Consider the following 19,271-nt stretch of genomic DNA (forward strand, 5'->3'; position numbering starts at 1 on the left):
TTGCGATACTGACGATAAAGTCAGCCACTATCGCAGCTACAACCAGCAAGGACAACCCACGTGGACGCCGAATCGGCAGAATATTACGCTGCAAAGCGCTATCCACAAGTGGTTTATCACTCAGCTATTCATTACCCAAAAGGGTAAAACACGTTTAAATGGAAAATACGTTCGACTGTAAATACGTATTGAGATTTTGTGAATCGGATTAGCCGCAAAGTGGTCAGGCTAGCCGAATTCAGTGCTTCAGGCGGCTGTTAACCTGCCCGCGAATCCTGAGACGCACCCATGTGGGTGTAACATCGCCTTGATGGAGTACAAGAAAGGAAGGTTGCAAAGGGGGATTGAACGTCAGAACGACGTAGCTGTTGATGTGCAGCAACCAGTTGACAACGGATCATTAATCCAACCACCTCCACGCATGCCGCTCAGATTGAACGGACAAGACTTTAAATAAACCCGTCATCTTTCAAGTTACAGGGGAAATAGCTGCATATTGAAATCTATTGGGTATAGACAGATTAAGTAACAGTTTGATGACGCCACTATTTTCGTGCCCATTCACGGTTAAGCACCTGAGTGCAAAACTCTGCAAATGTAACAATGAGCTAATGTCATCCTCTGCCATCTTCATCATTGCATATCAAATAAGCTGCGCGCGCAGTTTATACCTATAACGCGAGCAAAATGCAAAATGAAAATAGCGCGTAACTGTATCAAGCGGTAAATAAATCAAGTGACAACCAAAGCGAGAAATATCTTGATGCAAAAAGGGCTGGCATTAAGAGTAAAAGCTGACCTAAAATAGACGTCCAGATGTTAATACATCCAAACATTTTAATTGCTACAATGCTAAGTATGTGACAAATCATGCAAGGCTTCTAAATTTATATGCCCAAAAAACTTGGCGTTACGGGTCGGCAGCAGACGAATCAGCCCGATGAGCTTACTCAAATGAGTGGTTCGGGAGACTGCGTGCAGCTAACAACCTGGCAGCTTCAAGTACAAATGGGATCGACTGCTAAAGGCTTTGCCTAAAGAAGCGTTGCAAAACATCAATGCATCAGCATACCTAACTAAACGTAGGTTTCTGTTGTCTGGCACCCAACGCTATGCAGTGACTTTTCACTTGTATTCAAGGTAAAGAAAATAATGGCTAAACACTTATTTACGTCGGAATCTGTCTCTGAAGGGCATCCAGACAAAATCGCTGATCAGATTTCAGATGCGGTACTGGACGCAATTCTTGAGCAAGACCCAAAAGCGCGTGTTGCCTGCGAGACCTATGTCAAAACGGGTATGGTATTAGTTGGCGGTGAAGTTACCACTAACGCATGGGTAGATATCGAAGAGATCACCCGTAAAACCGTGCGCGAAATCGGTTATGTTAATTCTGAGATGGGGTTTGATGCTAACTCTTGCGCCGTTTTAAGTGCGATTGGGAAGCAATCACCTGATATTAATCAGGGGGTTGACCGTTCAGACCCCTTAGAACAAGGCGCGGGTGACCAGGGTCTGATGTTCGGCTATGCCACTAACGAAACCGACGTTTTAATGCCTGCACCTATTACCTATGCACACCGTTTGGTAAAGCGTCAGGCTGAAGTGCGTAAAAATGGCACCTTGCCATGGCTGCGCCCGGATGCAAAAAGCCAGATTACCTTCCAGTATGATAACGGCAAGATTGTCGGTATTGATGCGGTTGTTCTGTCGACGCAGCATTCAGAAGATATCAGTCTGAAAGATTTACAAGAAGCGGTGATGGAAGAGATTATCAAGCCGGTTCTACCTGTTGAGTGGCTCACCGCAGCCACCAAATATCATATCAACCCAACAGGCCGTTTCGTTATCGGTGGCCCAATGGGCGACTGTGGTCTGACGGGACGTAAAATCATTGTTGATACCTACGGCGGCATGGCTCGTCATGGTGGCGGTGCATTCTCCGGTAAAGATCCATCCAAGGTTGACCGCTCAGCAGCATATGCTGCCCGTTATGTAGCGAAAAATATTGTTGCGGCTGGCCTGGCTGACCGTTGCGAGATTCAGGTTTCATACGCCATTGGTGTGGCAGAGCCTACTTCCATCATGGTGGAAACATTCGGCACGGGTAAGGTCTCTGAGGATCAATTGATTACCTTGGTACGTGAATTCTTCGAACTGCGCCCTTATGGCCTGATTCAGATGCTGGATCTGCTGCATCCGATCTATCAAGCAACCGCAGCTTATGGTCACTTTGGTCGTGAAGAATTCCCTTGGGAAAAAACCGACAAAGCCGCTTTGTTGCGTGATGCTGCAGGCTTGAAATAAGCTTCAACCGTTAAGCGCTGAACAGCAAAAACCCCGCCTGGCGGGGTTTTTTATATCTAACGAACACGCTCTAGTAGGCTAAATATTGCCATTCCCGCCACCATCGCGGCGACAAAAACACCCCCTTTGAACATCCCTGCGCCCAGCAATACCAGTGCCGGCCCAGGGCATATCCCCGCTAATCCCCAACCGACGCCAAACAACAGGCTACCGCCAATTAACCGCCGATCAATACGATTAGAGACTGGCAATTGCAAGGGTTGCCCCAGCAAACTGACTTTACGTTTTTTGGCCCAGGTAAAACCGAGTAGCGCGATAGCCACTGCGGCTGCCATCACCAATGCCAATGACGGGTCCCATAAGCCGCTAATGTCGAGAAAACCTAAGACCTTGGCAGGGTTGGCCATACCTGCAACTATCAGGCCCAAACCAAATATCAGCCCGGCCAACAGCGAGAAAAATAGATTCATATTCTGTTCCTAAGCAAATAGATGGCGAACCAGCCCCACAGTGATAAAGCCGGTAAACATAAAGCTCAATGTCGCCACCAGTGAACGTGGCGAGAAACGAGCTAGCCCACAGACGCCATGCCCACTGGTACATCCGGCACCATAGCGTGTCCCAATTCCTACCAACAATCCGGCTAAAATCAGAGTGGGCAAACCTGCATCAATTTGGATAGCCGGTAACGCGGTAAACAGCGAATAAACCAAAGGTGAAATAACCAAACCAATGATGAATGCCATACGCCAGCCGCGATCCCCTGTTTTTGGCGAAAGTAAGCCCCCCAAAATGCCACTAATACCAGCAATCCGGCCAGTGGCTAACAATAGAAGCGTTACAGCAACGCCCAATACTGCCCCTCCGGCCAGTGCACTGTAAGGGGTAAAGTTAATCCAATCGATAGTCATATTGCCCCCTGCTCTTGTGGGCAATAAAGCTGATAGAGCAGCTCCAGCAGTGCCAAAACTTTACTATCGGCGATTGAGTAAAATATCCGCTTACCGTCGCGGCGAGTGTTCACTAGCCCATCACTACGCAGCACACCAAGCTGTTGTGATAACGTTGGTTGATGAATCCCCAATGCGGCTTCTAATTCACCTACTGCTTTTTCTCCCTGGCTCAATTGACACAGTAAGAGCAAACGATCCTCATTTGACAGCACCCGTAATACATCACCAGCCGCTGCTGCCGCTTGCCTCATAAGATCCATGTTGATCGTTTGATGGTTATTCATAAGCCCTTCGGATAACTAGATTTCATTATGCATTTTTATATTATATGTTTTTATATAATAATATACTCAAAATAGTCCTGCCTACTGGCTTGCATCTGCTTATCGACCGTTTTATTCTTCGGCGATATGAGTACACAACGAATCCCAATCGCGTTACAGCAAGCCGTTATGCGCTGCCTGCGCCACAAATTGCAGTTAGCGAATCTACATCTTGGCACCGCCTACTCGGAGCCGAAAATCAATTATCATCAACGCGGCACTAGCGCGGGTAGTGCCTATCTGCAATCCTTCGAAATTCGTCTTAACCCTGTATTGTTACTGGAAAATCAGCAGGACTTTATCGAGGAAGTGGTGCCGCACGAACTGGCTCACTTGCTGGTTTATCGCCAATTTGGCCGGGTTGCTCCCCATGGTAAAGAGTGGCGCTGGATGATGGAGCAGGTATTGCAAGTCCCCGCCAGCCGCACTCACCAGTTTGAGGTCGCCTCGGTGCGCAGTAAGACCTTCAATTATCAGTGCAAATGCCAGCAACATGCTTTAACCATTCGCCGCCACAATAAAGTACAGCGCGGCGAGAGCGAATATCGCTGCCGCCACTGTGGTGAAAAGCTGCAATTTAGCGCGCTAAAAAGCTGTTAGGAATTGGTGTTACTTGTTATAAAACAGCATGTTAATTTGCTATCCATCAGTATTATCTATAACCTGCCTGCTTTTCATCATCGGGCTGTTTTGAGATATGTTACGCAATATTCTATTCTTGCTGGTTTTATCCTCCTCGTTGCTTCCTCTGGTCAGTCACAGCCAAAGCATTAATAACTTTTCTCAGGCCAAAGCGGTCGCTGTAAAAATTAATCAGGGTGCACCCGGCAGTTTTTACTGCGGATGCAAAATTGATTGGCAAGGTAAGAAAGGTATTCCTGACCTGAAAAGTTGCGGCTATCAACCAAGAAAAAACGCCCAGCGAGCAGCAAGGATTGAGTGGGAGCATGTAGTTCCGGCTTGGCAATTTGGCCACCAGCGCCAATGCTGGCAACAAGGTGGCCGCAAAAACTGCACTAAAGATCCCATCTATCGCCAAATAGAAACTGATCTGCATAATCTGTAACCGGCTATTGGCGAAGTGAATGGTGACCGCAATAACTTCATGTATTCCCAATGGAATGGCAGCCAGGGCCAATACGGTCAATGTGATATGAAAATTGATTTTAAAAATAAACTGGCAGAGCCGCCAGTGCGTGCTCGCGGAGCAATTGCCCGCACCTATTTTTATATGCGCGATCAATATCAACTGCGGCTTTCCAGCCAACAAAACAAGCTGTTTGAGGTCTGGAACCGCCAGTACCCTGTCACCAACTGGGAATGCCAGCGTGATGAGCGGATAGCGAAAGCTCAGGGTAATCATAACCCTTATGTACAACGGGCTTGCCAGCAGCAAAAAGGCTAATCTAGTATATGGGCTGATACTTCCCTGCCTCTGGTCTCCTTAGGCACTTATTTATTTCGCGTGGCACCACTCGCTGCGCGGTATGTTTTCGTTTCAGGACTTAGAGCAACCCATGCGCATACCCCGCATTTATCATCCACAGCCTTTGCAGGCGAATACCGAACTGGCGTTGAGCGATGAGGCAGCCAATCATGTAGGCCGCGTGCTCCGTATGGTTGAGGGGCAAAGCCTGCAACTATTTGATGGTAGCAATCAGGTCTTCGCTGCCGAAATTGTCCGCTCAGATAAAAAGAATCTGCGGGTTCGGCTTGGTGAAGGGCAATTGGAAGACCGTGAATCACCACTGAGCTTACATTTGGGTCAGGTGATCTCCCGGGGCGAGAAAATGGAATTTACCGTGCAGAAATCGATTGAGCTGGGTGTCAATGTGATTACCCCGCTGTTTTCTGAACGTTGTGGGGTTAAGCTCGATGGCGAGCGTTTAGTGAAGAAACTCCAGCAGTGGCAGAAAATTGCTATCGCTGCCTGCGAGCAGTGTGGCCGCAATAGGATCCCGGAAATCCGCAACGCCATGCAACTATCAGACTGGTGTGCTGAGCAGGATGATAGCCTGAAACTGAATCTACATCCGCGCGCCAGTAATAGCATCAATACCCTTCCCCCGACGCTCAATAAAGTGCGTTTGTTGATTGGCCCGGAGGGCGGCCTCTCTGCCGATGAAATTGCCATGACCTCGCGCCTTGGATTTACTGATATCCTGCTAGGTCCACGAGTTCTACGTACCGAAACTACAGCTCTTACCGCAATCACTGCTTTACAGGTGCGGTTTGGTGATCTGGGATAAAATTCGTTCCCATTAGGAGAGAAGAATGATCAAGCTCGGCATCGTAATGGACCCAATCTCGTCCATTAATATCAAGAAAGACTCCAGCTTTGCCATGCTATTGGAAGCACAGCGCCGTGGTTGGGAACTGCATTACATGGAGATGGGCGACCTGTACTTACAGGGTGGTGAAGGCCGAGCCAGTACCCGTCTACTCAGCGTAAAACAGGATAAAGAGAGTTGGTTCAGTTTCGGCGCTGAACAGGATATCCCCCTGCACGACCTTGATGTCATCCTGATGCGCAAAGATCCGCCGTTTGATACTGAATTCATCTACGCCACCTATATTCTGGAGCGCGCAGAAGATAAGGGCACACTGGTAGTGAACAAGCCGCAGAGCCTGCGTGACTGTAATGAGAAGCTGTTTACCGCCTGGTTCCCTGAATTAACGCCGGATACTCTGGTCAGCCGCAATAAAGACCGCATTCGTAAATTCCATCAAAAACACGGTGATATCATTCTGAAACCGCTGGATGGTATGGGGGGGACCTCAATCTTCCGTGTGAAACAAGATGATCCTAACTTGTCGGTGATTATTGAAACTCTGACCGAATTGGGCAGCCGATTCTGCATGGCACAGAACTTCCTGCCAGCCATCAAAGAAGGCGATAAACGGGTCTTGGTGGTTGACGGCGAGCCGGTGCCTTACTGCCTGGCACGTATCCCGGCGCAAGGTGAAACCCGGGGTAATCTGGCAGCCGGCGGCCGAGGCGAAGCCCGTCCACTCAGTGAGAGCGACTGGGCGATTGCCCGCGCTGTCGCACCGGTACTGAAGCAGAAAGGCTTAATTTTCGTCGGGTTAGATATTATCGGCGATCGTCTGACTGAAATTAATGTCACCAGTCCGACCTGCATCCGTGAAATTGAAGCTGCCTTCCCGGATGTGTCCATTACCAAAATGCTGATGGATGCAATTGAAGCGCGGTTAGCTAATAAATAAACTCGATACCCTCCCCAAAGTCATTGGAGTTGCAGGTAGGCGATAAGAGAGTAACAAATCGGTCGGGAACCGATTTGAACAGCATTTATGCAAGCCCGCAGGGTGAGCCTCAAGGATGAGGCTCATTAATCCCGATGAGCTTACGCAGTCAAGTGATTCGGGTGCATGAACGTAGCCAACACCCCTGCGGCTTCAAGGACTAAGGGTCCCCCCAAAGTCATTGGAGTTGCAGGTAGGCGGCAAGAGAGTAACAAATCGGTCGGGAACCGATTTGAACAGCATTTATGCAAGCCCGCAGGGTGAGCCTCAAGGATGAGGCTCATTAATCCCGATGAGCTTACTCAAGTAAGTGATTCGGGTGCATGAACGTAGCCAACACCCCTGCGGCTTCAAGGACGAAGGGTCCCCCCAAAGTCATTGGAGTTGCAGGTAGGCGGCAAGAGAGTAACAAATCGGTCGGGAACCGATTTGAACAGCATTTATGCAAGCCCGCAGGGTGAGCCTCAAGGATGAGGCTCATTAATCCCGATGAGCTTACGCAGTCAAGTGATTCGGGTGCATGAACGTAGCCAACACCCCTGCGGCTTCAAGGACGAAGGGGATCCGTGACTTTATTGGCATTTATCCGCATACTGACAAAAGTTCACCCCTTAACTCAGCGAATCCCCTATATAACATAATGAATTTACAGCATCATTTTCTTATCGCTATGCCTTCACTTCAGGACCCCCTATTTATGCGCTCGGTTATTTACATCTGCGAGCATAACCAAGAGGGCGCAATGGGCTTAGTGATAAACAAACCTATGGAACAGTTCACGGTAGAAACTGTGCTGGAAAAACTGAAAATCAGCCCTTCACCACGGGATCCGGCGATACGTCTGGATAAACCGGTATTAACCGGTGGGCCACTGGCAGAGGATCGGGGATTTATCCTACATTCACCACGGGAAGGATTCGGCTCCAGTATTCCTATCTCAGCCGATACGATGATAACCACCTCCAAAGATGTACTGGAGACCCTAGGGACGCCAGAACAACCTAAAAATCTACTGGTGGCATTGGGTTATGCAGGCTGGCAAAAAGGGCAACTAGAGCAGGAATTGCTGGATAACACCTGGTTGACGATTGAGGCTGATACTAACATTCTGTTCCACACGCCAATTGCAGAACGTTGGCAAGCTGCGGCCAACAAGTTGGGTATCAATATCTTTAATATTGCTCCGCAAGCAGGACACGCCTAATGGCTAATCGCACGATTGTTGCCTTTGATTTTGGGACTAAAAGTATCGGCGTAGCTATTGGCCAAGAAGTGACCGGCACTGCCCGCGCGCTAACGTCATTTAAAGCGCAGGATGGCACGCCAGACTGGCAGAAAGTCGAAAAACTGCTGAAAGAGTGGCAACCTGATTTAGTGGTTGTCGGGCTGCCGCTGAATATGGATGGCACCGAGCAACCCCTAACTACCCGCGCGCGCAGGTTTGCCAACCGCTTACATGGCCGCTTTGGTGTACAAATAGCCTTACAGGATGAACGCCTCAGCACCGTAGAAGCCCGCGCCAACTTATTTGACAGTGGCGGCTACCGTGCTTTGGATAAAGGCAGTGTCGATGCGGCATCTGCGGTCATTATTCTGGAAAGTTGGTTTGATGAACAGGCTGGCTGAATAGGTTTTTATTCAGCTTCAGATACGGTTACCCAGATTATGTTTCCACCGTCTGGTTTGGCAATCCCCCGCATATCGTGACACCTGTACCCACAGGATTGTATACTGAACCTATGCCAATCAGCGGCTCAAATATTGCACACCCCATGCGGGTGTTTTTTACATTTATTGAGGTTTTCTCATGACTAAAGTGACTGTTGCTGCGACTCAAATGGCTTGCTCTTGGGACCTGCCTAAGAACATTGAAAATGCCGAGAAACTGGTACGTCAAGCGCATGCCAAAGGTGCACAGATTATCCTGATTCAGGAGCTGTTTGCCGCACCTTATTTCTGTATTGATCAAAGCCCGGAACACTATGCACTGGCCCAAGAGCTGGATAGTAGCCCGTTAATTAAGCACTTCGCCAAGCTGGCAGCCGAGCTGGAAGTGGTGTTACCGCTGAGCTTCTTTGAGAAAGCCAACAATGCTTATTATAACTCGCTGGTTATGATTGATGCTGATGGCTCGGTGTTAGATGTATACCGTAAGACCCATATTCCTAACGGCCCGGCTTATCAGGAAAAACAATTCTTTATTCCAGGCGATACCGGTTTTAAAGTCTGGCAAACCCGTTATGCCAAAGTAGGCGTTGGCATCTGTTGGGATCAGTGGTTCCCGGAAACGGCCCGTAGTCTGGCACTGCTTGGTGCGGAAATCATCTTCTACCCGACCGCGATTGGTTCTGAACCGGCCTATCCTGAAATCGATAGCCAACCACACTGGACCCGCGTACAGCAGGGCCACGCCGCTGCAAACCTGGTGCCCGTAATTGCATCTAACCGTATCGGTACCGAGAAAAGTAAATTTATAGCGGGCCTGGAAATGACCTTCTACGGATCCTCGTTCATTGCTGACCAGACTGGCGCTCTGCTGGCTCAGGCCAACAAAACGGATGAGGCTGTTTTGGTACATGAATTTGATTTACAAGAAATCGCTGCCCAGCGCGCTTCATGGGGCTTGTTCCGCGATCGCCGCCCAGAAATGTATCAAGCTTTAGCCACTTCTGACGGCAAGACCCGGAGATAATTTATGTCTGCACAAGATGAGATTTTACAAGCTTCAGCTTCACAAGCCCTGCCCGGCACACCGCAGCAGGATGGCTTCTTTATGCCTGCCGAGTGGGCAAAGCAGGATGCGGTCTGGATGCTGTGGCCATATCGTCAGGATAACTGGCGTGGCAAGGGGACTCCCGCTCAGCAGACGTTTGCCAAAGTCGCTGAGGCCATCAGCGGTACAACCCCCGTATTTATGGGCGTGCCAGCTGAATTTATGGCTCAGGCTAAAGCAACCCTACCTGCTAACGTAACATTGGTCGAAATGGCCAGTGATGATGCCTGGATGCGTGACACCGGCCCGACGATGGTGATTAACGGTAGCGGTGAACGCCGCGCTGTGGATTGGCAGTTCAACGCATGGGGCGGCCTTAACGGTGGCCTGTATGCCAACTGGCAACAAGATGAGAAAGTTGCCGTTCAAGTGAGTGACTTCCTGCATAACGCCCATTACAGCGCCCCACTGGTATTAGAAGGTGGTTCGATTCATACCGATGGTGAAGGCACTCTGCTAACCACCGCTGAATGTTTGCTGAATCCAAACCGCAATCCGCATCTGAATCAAGTGCAGATTGAACAGTTATTGCGTGAATACCTGGGTGTTACACACTTCATCTGGTTGCAAGATGGCGTCTATAACGATGAAACTGATGGTCATATCGACAATATGTGCTGTTTTGTTCGCCCGGGTGAAGTTGCCCTACATTGGACCGACGATCAACAGGATCCACAGTACGCACGATCAGTTGCTGCTTTTGATGTGTTATCCAATGCGGTTGATGCCAAAGGCCGCAAGCTAAAAATCTGGAAACTACCAGCTCCCGGCCCGCTGTATAACACCGAAGAAGAGACTTTCGATGTGCTATCCACCGATGCGGTTCCCCGTACCGCTGGTGAACGACTGGCTGGCTCTTACGTCAACTTTTTGATCAGTAACCAACAAATTATTTACCCGTTGTTAGATGATCGTACCGATGGCGTGGCGCAAGATCTGTTGCAGCAGATGTTCCCAGACTTTGTTATTACCGGTGTTCCCGCCCGCGAGATCCTGCTCGGTGGGGGGAATATTCACTGTATTACTCAGCAGATCCCGTCAGCATAATTACCCTTCTTACTTGGAGCCGTGGCAGTGTTAGCGGCTCTCATTCACCCGAATAACTTACTGTTGGTTAGCGGCGCTATGTTAATTGACTAACATTATGCTCTGCCAATATCCCCTGCTTCTCCCGCTGTACCATCCCTTGCTCAAAGGTTTGCATCCCCGATTGCGCACCAGCTTGTATCACATTCGGGAGCTGATAGGATTTACCTTCACGAATCAAATGGCTGACGGCAGTGGTTTGTATCAGAATTTCAAAAACGGCAATGCGCCCACCGGCTGTTTTATTACATAACTTTTGTGCGATAACCGCACGTAAGCTCGCTGCCAATTGTGCCTGAATAGTGGCTTTCTCTGCCGCAGGGAAAACATCAACCAGCCGATCAATTGCCTGTGTGGCTGTACGAGTATGTAGCGTAGCCAGCACCAAATGCCCCGTTTCAGCGGCAGTCAGAGCTAAACGAATCGTATCCAGATCACGTAACTCACCCAACAAAATGATATCGGGATCCTGACGCAATGCTCCAGTTAAGGCATGACTAAAAGATTGGGTATGGCTCCCCAGCTCCCGTTGCTGGATCAAACATGAAAGACTGCTATGAACAAACTCAATCGGATCTTCAAGCGTAATGATATGACGAGCCTGATGCTGATTGATGGCACTGATCATCGCGCTTAATGTCGTGGACTTACCACTGCCTGTCGCACCGGTAACCAGAATCAACCCATTATCTTGCTCAACGAGTTGGTGAATAATCGGTGGGACATTCAACTCCTCTAGTGATGGGCATGCCGCAGAGATAATACGAAAAGCTACCGATTGCCCCTGCTGTTGCTGAAAAATATTAGCCCGTAGCCGTTGTCCACTAATTGTCGTATAAGCACAATCCACCTGCCCCATTTCCCGCAATCGGCGATGCTGCGCCTCGCTTAATAAGTGCCGACTGAGCTTATTGAGCCAGTTGACACTCACCCGTGGCCAGTGAGTGAAGGTTTTCAGTACGCCATCAATACGTAATACCGGGTGATAACCGGTACAAAGGTGCAGATCCGATGCGTTATGATTTACACTAGCCGCCACCTTATTTGCGAAGTCCTGTTCATCAAAGCCATCATCGGTATGTTCGGGGCTTTCTAAGTCAATGCATTTAGCTGTGCCATCGCTAAATACAGGGTTATCCTGGTCTGTGTTTTTATCATCCAGACTGGTGAAATCCATATCAAACTCCTGGGTCCATATGAGCACAATTGAGCAGAATCTACAGGATGTCAGAGCGCGGATCGCAACAGTTGCACACAATTGCGCACGCTCTCCAGAAGAAGTGACATTGCTTGCAGTTAGTAAAACCAAACCTGTGAGCGCTATCGAAGAAGCCATCGTGGCAGGGCAATATGCTTTTGGTGAAAACTATGTGCAGGAAGGGGTAGATAAAATCCACTACTTTGCCAATAGCGCCGATCTTGAATGGCACTTTATTGGCCCGCTGCAATCCAATAAAAGCCGGTTAGTGGCAGAAAATTTTGCCTGGTGTCATACCGTTGATCGGCTGAAGATAGCGCAGCGCCTAAGCACTCAGCGCCCAGCTGCAATGCCCGCACTGAACGTACTGATTCAGGTCAATATCAGTGATGAACAAAGTAAATCCGGGATTGCCTTAACAGAGCTACCCGCATTAGCAGCCAGTATTAGTGAGCTGCCTAACCTGAATTTACGCGGATTGATGGCTATTCCGGCACCGGAAAGCGATTATCCGCGACAACTGGCGGTATTTGAGCAAATGCATCAGGCTTTCTTGACTTTAAAAGCCAGCTACCCTCAGATGGATACGCTTTCTATGGGCATGACAGATGATATGGCAGCCGCTATTAGTGCCGGAAGTACATTAGTGCGTATTGGTACCGCCATTTTTGGTACCCGCGCTTAACCCCCAGAGTCATTAGCGTCAGAGCCGCTAATGTTAATTAACACCTTCGGGCTGCGGCTTTAAGTACCAAGGGCATAGGAGAAATTGATGCAACATCGCAACATAACATTCATTGGCGCTGGCAATATGGCTCGCGCAATTATTGCAGGGTTGGTTGCCGGTGGTTATCCCGCTAAAATGATCAGCGTTTGCGCACCTTCAGCTAAAAATCGTGATGCTCTGGCCGCTGAATTTGGTGTCATCAGTAGTGATGATAATAACGCTCAAGCACAAAAGGCTGGGGTGATCGTCTTAGCGGTTAAACCTCAATTAATGGCCGATGTATGTCAGGCATTGCGAGATAATGTCGATTTCACCGGCAAACTGGTACTTTCCATTGCTGCGGGTATTCAGGTTGCACGTTTCTATGCGCTATTGGGGGATAAACTCAATTTGGTGCGTATTATGCCTAATACCCCATCTCTGGTGGGTAAAGGGATGAGCGGCCTATATGCACCAGAGCAGGTTTCACAGGACGATCGTAACTTTACCGCCTCGCTGATGAGCTCAGTAGGAAAAGTCTGTTGGGTGAATGATGAAAACGGCATCAACAACGTTATTGCCGCAGCAGGCAGTGCACCGGCCTATTTCTTCCTGTTTATGGAAGCAATGCAACAGGAAGCCGAACGGTTAGGTTTTGATAGTGAAACCGCACGCCTACTGGTGCAACAAGCCGCCTCTGGAGCGACTGCACTCGTGGAAGCTAATCCGCAATTGCCACTTTCGACACTACGTGAACAGGTGACCTCGAAAGGAGGGACGACGGCCGAGGCAATTAGGGTATTTAACGAGCAGCATTTACCAGAAACTGTTGCCAGCGCCATGCAAGCCGCTATCAAACGGGCGAAAGAAATGGAAAAGCTGTTCTAACTACGACAAAATTTACAAAATCCGACACTACCCTTATTGCTTTCTCGTTAAGATAGGGGCTTATAAAGTACGCTGATAGATTCTCTATTTGTGTATATCCAATATTAAGGATAAGGACTAAAGCAACTCATGCTAACGCTGACTTTTTTGGCCAAAACGGTCATTGACCTGTATGTGATGGTACTGCTGTTGCGTATCTGGATGCAGTGGGTTCACAGCGATTTCTACAACCCATTTTCACAATTTGTGGTGAAAATTACCCAGCCGATTATTGGTCCATTGCGTCGGATCATTCCTTCCATGGGGCCAATCGACAGCGCATCACTGCTGCTGGCATACCTGCTGATGACCATTAAGTTCCCACTGTTGCTGCTGATTGGTAGCGGTGCTATCTCACTCAACCCTTATAATCTGCTGTTTGGTGTTATTGCACTGTTTAAAGCTGCCGGTTACCTGATTTTCTGGGTAATGATTATCCGTGCATTGATGAGTTGGGTGAGTCAGGGCCGTAGTCCAATGGACTATCTGCTGTATCAGTTGACTGAGCCTTTAATGGCTCCGATTCGCCGCATCTTGCCTGCCATGGGCGGTATCGATTTTTCGGCGATGATCGTTATTCTTATCCTGTATCTGATCAACTTCTTAGGTATGGATATGTTAGGCGAGCTTTGGGTTATGCTGTGAGTGCAGTAACACCCTTGCTGGACGGGCTGGTTCTGAGGCTATATATTCAGCCCAAAGCCAGCCGTGATCAGATAGTCGGTTTACATGGCGATGAACTGAAAATCGCCATTACCGCCCCACCGGTAGATGGCCAAGCTAATACCCACTTGATCAAGTTTATCGCTAAACAATTTCGGGTAGCGAAAAGCCAGGTAGTTATCGAAAAAGGTGAACAGGGGCGGCACAAACAGATCAAAATTGTTAATCCGCAACAGATACCGCCAGAAGTTGCGGCACTGCTCGAGTGATAGAGACTTCCGCAAGAATAACTGTCAGCTCTAATAAAATTCAGGATCCCTCCATGCAAAAAATAGTATTAGCCACCGGTAACCCCGGCAAAGTGCGTGAGTTGGCAAATTTGCTGGCCGATTTTGGTTTGGATGTGGTCGCACAAACCGAACTAGGCGTAGAATCCGCCGATGAAACTGGCTTAACTTTTATCGAAAATGCCATATTAAAAGCGCGCCATGCCGCACAAATTACCGGTTTGCCTGCTATCGCCGATGACTCGGGCCTTGCTGTTGATGCGCTAGGTGGCGCACCAGGGATTTACTCCGCACGCTTCGCGGGTACTGATGCCAGTGATCAAGATAACCTCGAAAAACTGCTAGTGGCGTTGAAAGATACCCCTGATGCACAACGTGGTGCCCAATTCCACTGCGTGCTGGTCTATATGCGCCATGCTGAAGACCCAACACCTTTAGTGTTTCACGGCCAATGGCCGGGAGTGATTGCTCACCACCCCGTAGGGGAGGCAGGATTTGGCTATGACCCCATTTTTTATGTAAAAGAGTTGGGTAAAACCGCTGCAGAATTAACTCGTGAAGAAAAACACGCAGTATCACACCGTGGTCAGGCGCTGAAACTGATGCTGGATGCGCTGCGTAATGCTTAAGTTACCTCCGCTCAGTCTCTATATTCATATTCCCTGGTGTGTGCAGAAGTGCCCTTACTGTGACTTTAACTCTCATGCACTGAAAGGTGATGTTCCTCATCAGGAATATGTAGAGCACTTATTAGCGGATCTTGATGCCGACGTACCACTGGCCAGTGGTCGTGAAATTAGCACTATTTTTATTGGTGGTGGCACCCCGAGTTTACTCAGTGCCGCAGCGATGCAACAACTGCTTGATGGTGTGCGTGCCAGATTACCCCTTGCAGCCGGTGCTGAAATCACCATGGAAGCAAACCCAGGCGCTGTCGAAGCTGACCGCTTCAGCGGCTATCAACGCGCCGGTATTAACCGTATCTCCATCGGCGTACAAAGCTTTAGCGCACAGAAATTAACGCGTCTTGGGCGGATTCATGGGCCAGATGAAGCTAAACGAGCCGCAGAGCTGGCAACCTCACTGAATTTACGTAGCTTTAATCTGGATTTAATGCACGGCTTGCCTGATCAAACACTGGAAGAGGCGCTGGATGATTTGCGCCAAGCTATCGCACTGGATCCGCCACATTTATCTTGGTATCAACTGACGATTGAGCCTAATACTGGTTTCAGTTCACGCCCGCCGGTTTTGCCCGATGACGATGCACTGTGGGATATTTTCCAGCAAGGACATCAATTACTTACTGCTGCCGGATATCAGCAGTATGAAACCTCGGCCTATGCCAAGCCGGGCTACCAATGCCAACATAACCTCAATTACTGGCGCTTTGGTGATTATCTGGGAATTGGCTGCGGGGCGCACGGTAAAGTCACGTTTAGCGATGGCCGCATCCTACGGACGATAAAGACCAAACATCCCCGTGGCTTCATGCAGGGTAAATATCTGGATAAACAGTATGAAGTGGAAACGGCTGACCGGCCTTTTGAGTTCTTTATGAACCGTTTCCGGTTATTAGAAGCCGCACCACGGGCAGATTTCTACCACTTCACTGGTCTGGCTGAAAGCACTATTCGCCCACAGTTAGACGAGGCATTGGCCAAAGGGTATTTAATCGAAACAGAGGAGTACTGGCAGATTACCGAGAAAGGAAAATTATTCCTTAATTCACTGCTAGAACTGTTTTTGTAAATCTAATGCGTAAAAAAGCAGGTTCAGGCGAAGCCCACAGCCTAAACCTGCTTTAGCTAACCCCCAATGGATTGAATATCAAGGGGATTTAGTTCAGCGACTTAAGTAAATCCTTACGCTGCTGCTCCAGTGTCGTCACCCGCCCACAGACTTCATGGCCAAACTGCTGGAACTCCTGTTCCTGATTATTCCATTCGTTCTGAATAGCCTGTTGTAACCCACCCAAATTGCCCATAATGGCTTGCAACGGATTATTACCGCCACTACCACTAGTCGCCTGCTTAACCCCCATCTCGTTCAAGCTATCTTGCAACACACCGCCCATACTTTGCTGTACCAACTGGCGACCATCTTTTTCTACCTGATCGATGGCCTGATGATGGAAGGTTAAACCATCGCTACGTTTCTCAATGATACGGTTCATCTGTTGCTTTAGTTGATCATTCAATGTGGTGAGCCGGTTGCGCACATTACTGCTGCTCCCCAGTTGTTGAACAATCACTTTATCCAAAGAAACTCGTGCTTTTTCAAGATGCTGTTGCGCGCCCTGATCTATCCACGGCAAATCTTTGCGCAACGCAGTCTGGTAGCGGAACGCCTGTTGGCGCTGCGCGTCGGTCAGCGTCAGTGTTTTACCATTACGGGTAACATCGCCATCAGGCGAAATCTGCAAATTACCGCTGGCTCCCACTATCTGCACAGATTGCGGGCTGATAATCACATCATCCTGCGGTTTTACACTGCACTGATATTCAGCTTGCACCTGTCCGGCAGTCAGCATCAATACCGTCAGGGCTGCCGTTCGTAATGCTTTCATTTTATGTAACATAAGACTCCTGAAGCGCTGTTTTAAAAAATGGAGCGGCCAATCCGCTGTGCCAATAGCTCTAAGGCAGCAGTTCCGGCAAGAGAGTTCCCCGCATGGTCCAATTCTGGTGACCACACCGCAATACACAACTCATCCGGCACAATGGCGATAATGCCACCACCTACCCCAGATTTGCCCGGCATACCAACGCGGAAGGCAAATTCACCCGCCCCATCGTACATGCCACTGGTAATCATCAAGGCATTAATTTGCCGCGCCTGTATCGGCGTAATCAGCGGGCTATGCCTACCAATACTGCGCCCCTGATTCGCCAGATAGACAAAACAGCGAGCCAGTTCGACACAGCTCATGCGCAGGGCGCAGTAGTGGAAATAGGTCTGCAGTACCGTCAGCACATCGTTATCAAAATTATCAAAAGACTTCATCAGATATGCGATAGCCGCGTTACGATCTGAATGTTCAAACTCAGAACGAGCCACTCGAGGATCGTAGCTGATGCTATCATCGCTCACGAGCTGGCGCACCACTTCCAACATCCGCTGTTTCGGCGCACTCAAGCGGCTTTGTAACATATCGCATACCACCAGCGCCCCTGGATTAATAAAAGGATTGCGTGGTTTACCTTTCTCTAATTCTAGCTGAACCAGTGAGTTAAAGGGCTGGCCGGAGGGCTCTTTGCCTACCCGCTGCCACACCTCTTGCTCGCCGTAACGGGATAATGCCAGAGTCAGACTTAACACTTTCGAAATTGATTGGATAGAGAAGCGTTCATCAGCATCTCCGGCTTGAAAAATCTCGCCATCCAGCGTACACACAGCAATGCCCAGCTTATCTGCCGCGACCTCCGCTAATGCGGGAATATAATCAGCAACCTTCCCCTGACCAATCAGCGGGCGAACCTGCTGTAAGATATCTGCCAGTAAGGTATTATTTAAGATTGTTGCTACCTCTAAAATTTTTGCCAAAAAAATGCTCCCAATAGAACTTAGTAACAGCTTCCACTAGCCATGCCTGATAAAAACAAAGGCGCCTGCTTAGGCGCCCTTATTAATTATCTGCCGTTAAACCGGAAGATCAATCCCACCAGATATCAAATAACTCACTGGTTTCTACATTTTTCAACTTGCGAGCTTCCAGCCATTTAGTAACCAATGCACGGTGCTCATCAGTGCAATGACCGATCTCTTGCAGGCAAATCAAACCTTCCCACTGCAAGTAGCCACTACCATCAAATGCCAGACCATTGGCTTCAATGACTTCATCGATAAAAGCATCGACAGTTTCATCAATTACATCAACACCAGTCCCTTCAGGGAAGGTCCACTGTACGGAGAAACCCAATTCCTGAAACTCGTCGATATGCATCTTCTTGCGTAAACGACGACTACGATTGTTAGCCATTATTCTTTCCTCTCAAACATCAGATCCCAAACGCCATGTCCCAGACGCTGGCCACGTAATTCAAATTTTGTCAGCGGACGCGAGTCCGGACGAGGAACATAATCATTTTGTTCTGAAAGGTTGCGGTATCCGTTTACACCTGACATCACTTCCAGCATATGTTCCGCATAATGTTGCCAGTCGGTCGCCATATGGAACACGCCACCCACTTTTAATTTACTTCTCACCAATTCAACAAAAGGCGTCTGGACGATACGACGCTTATTATGGCGCGCTTTGTGCCATGGGTCAGGGAAGAATAGCTGTACCATATCCAGTGAAGCATCTGGAATCATATTTTCCAGCACTTCAACCGCGTCATGACACATAATCCGCAAGTTGCTTAGTCCCGCCTCGTGAGCAGCCCCCAAACAAGCACCAACCCCCGGAGAATGCACTTCTATCCCCAGAAAATTCTGCTGCGGATTACTGGCAGCCATGGTCACCAGTGAAGTCCCCATGCCGAAACCGATTTCCAGTACCACCGGAGCTTCGCGGCCAAACAAGGCGTTTACATCAACCGGCGTTGCTTGATATTCCACGCCCATCACCGGCCAGTAGCTATCTAGCGCCAGTTGTTGACCTTTGGTCAGCCGCCCCTGACGACGGACAAAACTACGAATACGGCGCATGGCTCGGCCGTTTTCATCAAATTCCGGGGATATGACGTCATTTATCATGGTACTTTCTGTCTGTTGATTGCGTATGTGAACGCGCATTATGCAAAGATACGGTAGTTTATCAACTCTGGGCGCCATAA

23 protein-coding genes and 1 pseudogene are annotated in these 19,271 nt (G+C 48.9%); 15 read left to right on the plus strand and 9 right to left on the minus strand.

The features are described from left to right. Positions 1-257 precede the first annotated feature (257 nt). Positions 258-401: a hypothetical protein gene (locus tag V1956_RS21610; protein ID WP_420070940.1), complete on the minus strand. Its 144-nt coding sequence runs from the start codon at positions 399-401 to the stop codon at positions 258-260. Positions 402-1,152: 751 nt separating this feature from the next. Between V1956_RS21610 and metK the strand changes: the two genes are divergently transcribed. Continuing rightward, positions 1,153-2,307: a methionine adenosyltransferase gene (metK, locus tag V1956_RS21615; RefSeq protein ID WP_372560638.1), complete on the plus strand. Its 1,155-nt coding sequence runs from the start codon at positions 1,153-1,155 to the stop codon at positions 2,305-2,307. A gap of 56 nt (positions 2,308-2,363) precedes the next feature. On the opposite strand, the gene V1956_RS21620 is transcribed toward metK, so the two are convergent. From V1956_RS21620 to V1956_RS21630, 3 genes are read right to left on the minus strand one after another with little or no spacing between them, the layout of a single operon-like run. Next, on the minus strand, positions 2,364-2,777 hold the full coding sequence (locus V1956_RS21620; RefSeq protein ID WP_442825651.1) for a DUF6691 family protein: 414 nt from the start codon (positions 2,775-2,777) through the stop codon (positions 2,364-2,366). 9 nt (positions 2,778-2,786) lie between these two features. Next, complete coding sequence (locus tag V1956_RS21625) at positions 2,787-3,218, minus strand: YeeE/YedE family protein (RefSeq protein ID WP_372560636.1); 432 nt, start codon at positions 3,216-3,218, stop codon at positions 2,787-2,789. Further along, a complete protein-coding gene (locus V1956_RS21630) occupies positions 3,215-3,544 on the minus strand; it encodes a metalloregulator ArsR/SmtB family transcription factor (protein ID WP_442825652.1) in 330 nt (109 codons plus the stop codon). Before V1956_RS21630 ends, V1956_RS21625 begins: the two co-directional genes overlap by 4 nt. A gap of 126 nt (positions 3,545-3,670) precedes the next feature. Here V1956_RS21630 and V1956_RS21635 point away from each other — a divergent pair, with 126 nt between their 5' ends. The 8 genes and pseudogenes from V1956_RS21635 (at position 3,671) to aguA (ending at position 10,670) form a co-directional block, all read left to right on the plus strand. Continuing rightward, entirely contained in the window at positions 3,671-4,183 is a 513-nt protein-coding gene (locus tag V1956_RS21635; protein ID WP_420074718.1) for a SprT family zinc-dependent metalloprotease, read from the plus strand. 97 nt (positions 4,184-4,280) lie between these two features. Next, a pseudogene (gene endA / locus V1956_RS21640) lies at positions 4,281-4,988 on the plus strand (deoxyribonuclease I). Positions 4,989-5,100: 112 nt separating this feature from the next. After that, positions 5,101-5,832: a 16S rRNA (uracil(1498)-N(3))-methyltransferase gene (rsmE, locus tag V1956_RS21645; RefSeq protein WP_372560632.1), complete on the plus strand. Its 732-nt coding sequence runs from the start codon at positions 5,101-5,103 to the stop codon at positions 5,830-5,832. A 25-nt stretch (positions 5,833-5,857) separates the two neighbouring features. After that, positions 5,858-6,811 (plus strand): glutathione synthase, encoded by a 954-nt coding sequence (gshB, locus tag V1956_RS21650; protein WP_372560631.1) that lies wholly within the window; start codon positions 5,858-5,860, stop codon positions 6,809-6,811. Positions 6,812-7,490: 679 nt separating this feature from the next. Continuing rightward, complete coding sequence (locus tag V1956_RS21655) at positions 7,491-8,054, plus strand: YqgE/AlgH family protein (RefSeq protein ID WP_083162695.1); 564 nt, start codon at positions 7,491-7,493, stop codon at positions 8,052-8,054. Further along, positions 8,054-8,476, plus strand: a complete 423-nt coding sequence (gene ruvX, locus V1956_RS21660; protein ID WP_083162693.1) for a Holliday junction resolvase RuvX — start codon at positions 8,054-8,056, stop codon at positions 8,474-8,476. Before V1956_RS21655 ends, ruvX begins: the two co-directional genes overlap by 1 nt. A gap of 181 nt (positions 8,477-8,657) precedes the next feature. Continuing rightward, entirely contained in the window at positions 8,658-9,542 is an 885-nt protein-coding gene (gene aguB, locus V1956_RS21665) for an N-carbamoylputrescine amidase (protein ID WP_083162691.1), read from the plus strand. A gap of 3 nt (positions 9,543-9,545) precedes the next feature. Further along, the gene (gene aguA, locus V1956_RS21670; RefSeq protein WP_442825653.1) at positions 9,546-10,670 is read left to right on the plus strand and encodes an agmatine deiminase; all 1,125 of its coding nucleotides are present in this window, start codon (positions 9,546-9,548) and stop codon (positions 10,668-10,670) included. A gap of 76 nt (positions 10,671-10,746) precedes the next feature. Here the strand turns inward: aguA and V1956_RS21675 are convergent, their stop codons facing one another. Beyond that, positions 10,747-11,886 carry a type IV pilus twitching motility protein PilT gene (locus V1956_RS21675; protein ID WP_420074720.1) on the minus strand — a complete coding sequence of 380 codons (1,140 nt, stop codon included), beginning with the start codon at positions 11,884-11,886 and terminating at the stop codon, positions 10,747-10,749. 19 nt (positions 11,887-11,905) lie between these two features. Here V1956_RS21675 and V1956_RS21680 point away from each other — a divergent pair, with 19 nt between their 5' ends. The 6 genes from V1956_RS21680 (at position 11,906) to hemW (ending at position 16,242) form a co-directional block, all read left to right on the plus strand. Beyond that, the gene (locus tag V1956_RS21680; RefSeq protein ID WP_372560628.1) at positions 11,906-12,592 is read left to right on the plus strand and encodes a YggS family pyridoxal phosphate-dependent enzyme; all 687 of its coding nucleotides are present in this window, start codon (positions 11,906-11,908) and stop codon (positions 12,590-12,592) included. Positions 12,593-12,679: 87 nt separating this feature from the next. After that, positions 12,680-13,501 carry a pyrroline-5-carboxylate reductase gene (proC, locus tag V1956_RS21685; RefSeq protein WP_372560627.1) on the plus strand — a complete coding sequence of 274 codons (822 nt, stop codon included), beginning with the start codon at positions 12,680-12,682 and terminating at the stop codon, positions 13,499-13,501. 129 nt (positions 13,502-13,630) lie between these two features. Further along, the gene (locus V1956_RS21690) at positions 13,631-14,185 is read left to right on the plus strand and encodes a YggT family protein (RefSeq protein ID WP_083162683.1); all 555 of its coding nucleotides are present in this window, start codon (positions 13,631-13,633) and stop codon (positions 14,183-14,185) included. Then, the gene (gene yggU / locus V1956_RS21695) at positions 14,182-14,472 is read left to right on the plus strand and encodes a DUF167 family protein YggU (protein WP_083164094.1); all 291 of its coding nucleotides are present in this window, start codon (positions 14,182-14,184) and stop codon (positions 14,470-14,472) included. Before V1956_RS21690 ends, yggU begins: the two co-directional genes overlap by 4 nt. 53 nt (positions 14,473-14,525) lie before the next feature. Beyond that, positions 14,526-15,119, plus strand: a complete 594-nt coding sequence (locus V1956_RS21700; protein ID WP_372560625.1) for an XTP/dITP diphosphatase — start codon at positions 14,526-14,528, stop codon at positions 15,117-15,119. After that, positions 15,112-16,242, plus strand: a complete 1,131-nt coding sequence (hemW, locus tag V1956_RS21705; protein ID WP_372560624.1) for a radical SAM family heme chaperone HemW — start codon at positions 15,112-15,114, stop codon at positions 16,240-16,242. Before V1956_RS21700 ends, hemW begins: the two co-directional genes overlap by 8 nt. Before the next feature lie 88 nt (positions 16,243-16,330). Here the strand turns inward: hemW and V1956_RS21710 are convergent, their stop codons facing one another. The 4 genes from V1956_RS21710 to trmB form a co-directional block, all read right to left on the minus strand. Next, positions 16,331-17,071: a DUF2884 domain-containing protein gene (locus V1956_RS21710; RefSeq protein ID WP_420071521.1), complete on the minus strand. Its 741-nt coding sequence runs from the start codon at positions 17,069-17,071 to the stop codon at positions 16,331-16,333. A gap of 20 nt (positions 17,072-17,091) precedes the next feature. Continuing rightward, positions 17,092-18,036 (minus strand): glutaminase B, encoded by a 945-nt coding sequence (gene glsB / locus V1956_RS21715; RefSeq protein ID WP_442825654.1) that lies wholly within the window; start codon positions 18,034-18,036, stop codon positions 17,092-17,094. Positions 18,037-18,145: 109 nt separating this feature from the next. Continuing rightward, on the minus strand, positions 18,146-18,472 hold the full coding sequence (locus V1956_RS21720; protein ID WP_372560621.1) for a YggL family protein: 327 nt from the start codon (positions 18,470-18,472) through the stop codon (positions 18,146-18,148). Next, a complete protein-coding gene (gene trmB / locus V1956_RS21725; protein WP_372560620.1) occupies positions 18,472-19,191 on the minus strand; it encodes a tRNA (guanosine(46)-N7)-methyltransferase TrmB in 720 nt (239 codons plus the stop codon). Before trmB ends, V1956_RS21720 begins: the two co-directional genes overlap by 1 nt. Between the last annotated feature and the right edge of the window lie 80 nt (positions 19,192-19,271).

The sequence above is a fragment of the Yersinia sp. 2540 StPb PI genome, assembly GCF_052217165.1.
Taxonomy (GTDB): Bacteria; Pseudomonadota; Gammaproteobacteria; order Enterobacterales; family Enterobacteriaceae; genus Yersinia; species Yersinia enterocolitica_E.

Coding starts and splice junctions, on each gene's coding strand:
- V1956_RS21630 (WP_442825652.1), bottom strand. CDS start 3,544: ATGAATAACCATCAAACGATCAACATGGATCTTATGAGGCAAGCGGCA.
- rsmE (WP_372560632.1), top strand. CDS start 5,101: ATGCGCATACCCCGCATTTATCATCCACAGCCTTTGCAGGCGAATACC.
- proC (WP_372560627.1), top strand. CDS start 12,680: ATGCAACATCGCAACATAACATTCATTGGCGCTGGCAATATGGCTCGC.
- V1956_RS21620 (WP_442825651.1), bottom strand. CDS start 2,777: ATGAATCTATTTTTCTCGCTGTTGGCCGGGCTGATATTTGGTTTGGGC.
- V1956_RS21720 (WP_372560621.1), bottom strand. CDS start 18,472: ATGGCTAACAATCGTAGTCGTCGTTTACGCAAGAAGATGCATATCGAC.
- hemW (WP_372560624.1), top strand. CDS start 15,112: ATGCTTAAGTTACCTCCGCTCAGTCTCTATATTCATATTCCCTGGTGT.
- aguA (WP_442825653.1), top strand. CDS start 9,546: ATGTCTGCACAAGATGAGATTTTACAAGCTTCAGCTTCACAAGCCCTG.
- metK (WP_372560638.1), top strand. CDS start 1,153: ATGGCTAAACACTTATTTACGTCGGAATCTGTCTCTGAAGGGCATCCA.
- trmB (WP_372560620.1), bottom strand. CDS start 19,191: ATGATAAATGACGTCATATCCCCGGAATTTGATGAAAACGGCCGAGCC.
- V1956_RS21710 (WP_420071521.1), bottom strand. CDS start 17,071: ATGTTACATAAAATGAAAGCATTACGAACGGCAGCCCTGACGGTATTG.
- V1956_RS21610 (WP_420070940.1), bottom strand. CDS start 401: ATGATCCGTTGTCAACTGGTTGCTGCACATCAACAGCTACGTCGTTCT.
- V1956_RS21700 (WP_372560625.1), top strand. CDS start 14,526: ATGCAAAAAATAGTATTAGCCACCGGTAACCCCGGCAAAGTGCGTGAG.
- V1956_RS21680 (WP_372560628.1), top strand. CDS start 11,906: ATGAGCACAATTGAGCAGAATCTACAGGATGTCAGAGCGCGGATCGCA.
- ruvX (WP_083162693.1), top strand. CDS start 8,054: ATGGCTAATCGCACGATTGTTGCCTTTGATTTTGGGACTAAAAGTATC.
- V1956_RS21625 (WP_372560636.1), bottom strand. CDS start 3,218: ATGACTATCGATTGGATTAACTTTACCCCTTACAGTGCACTGGCCGGA.
- gshB (WP_372560631.1), top strand. CDS start 5,858: ATGATCAAGCTCGGCATCGTAATGGACCCAATCTCGTCCATTAATATC.
- V1956_RS21635 (WP_420074718.1), top strand. CDS start 3,671: ATGAGTACACAACGAATCCCAATCGCGTTACAGCAAGCCGTTATGCGC.
- V1956_RS21655 (WP_083162695.1), top strand. CDS start 7,491: ATGAATTTACAGCATCATTTTCTTATCGCTATGCCTTCACTTCAGGAC.
- aguB (WP_083162691.1), top strand. CDS start 8,658: ATGACTAAAGTGACTGTTGCTGCGACTCAAATGGCTTGCTCTTGGGAC.
- V1956_RS21690 (WP_083162683.1), top strand. CDS start 13,631: ATGCTAACGCTGACTTTTTTGGCCAAAACGGTCATTGACCTGTATGTG.
- V1956_RS21675 (WP_420074720.1), bottom strand. CDS start 11,886: ATGGATTTCACCAGTCTGGATGATAAAAACACAGACCAGGATAACCCT.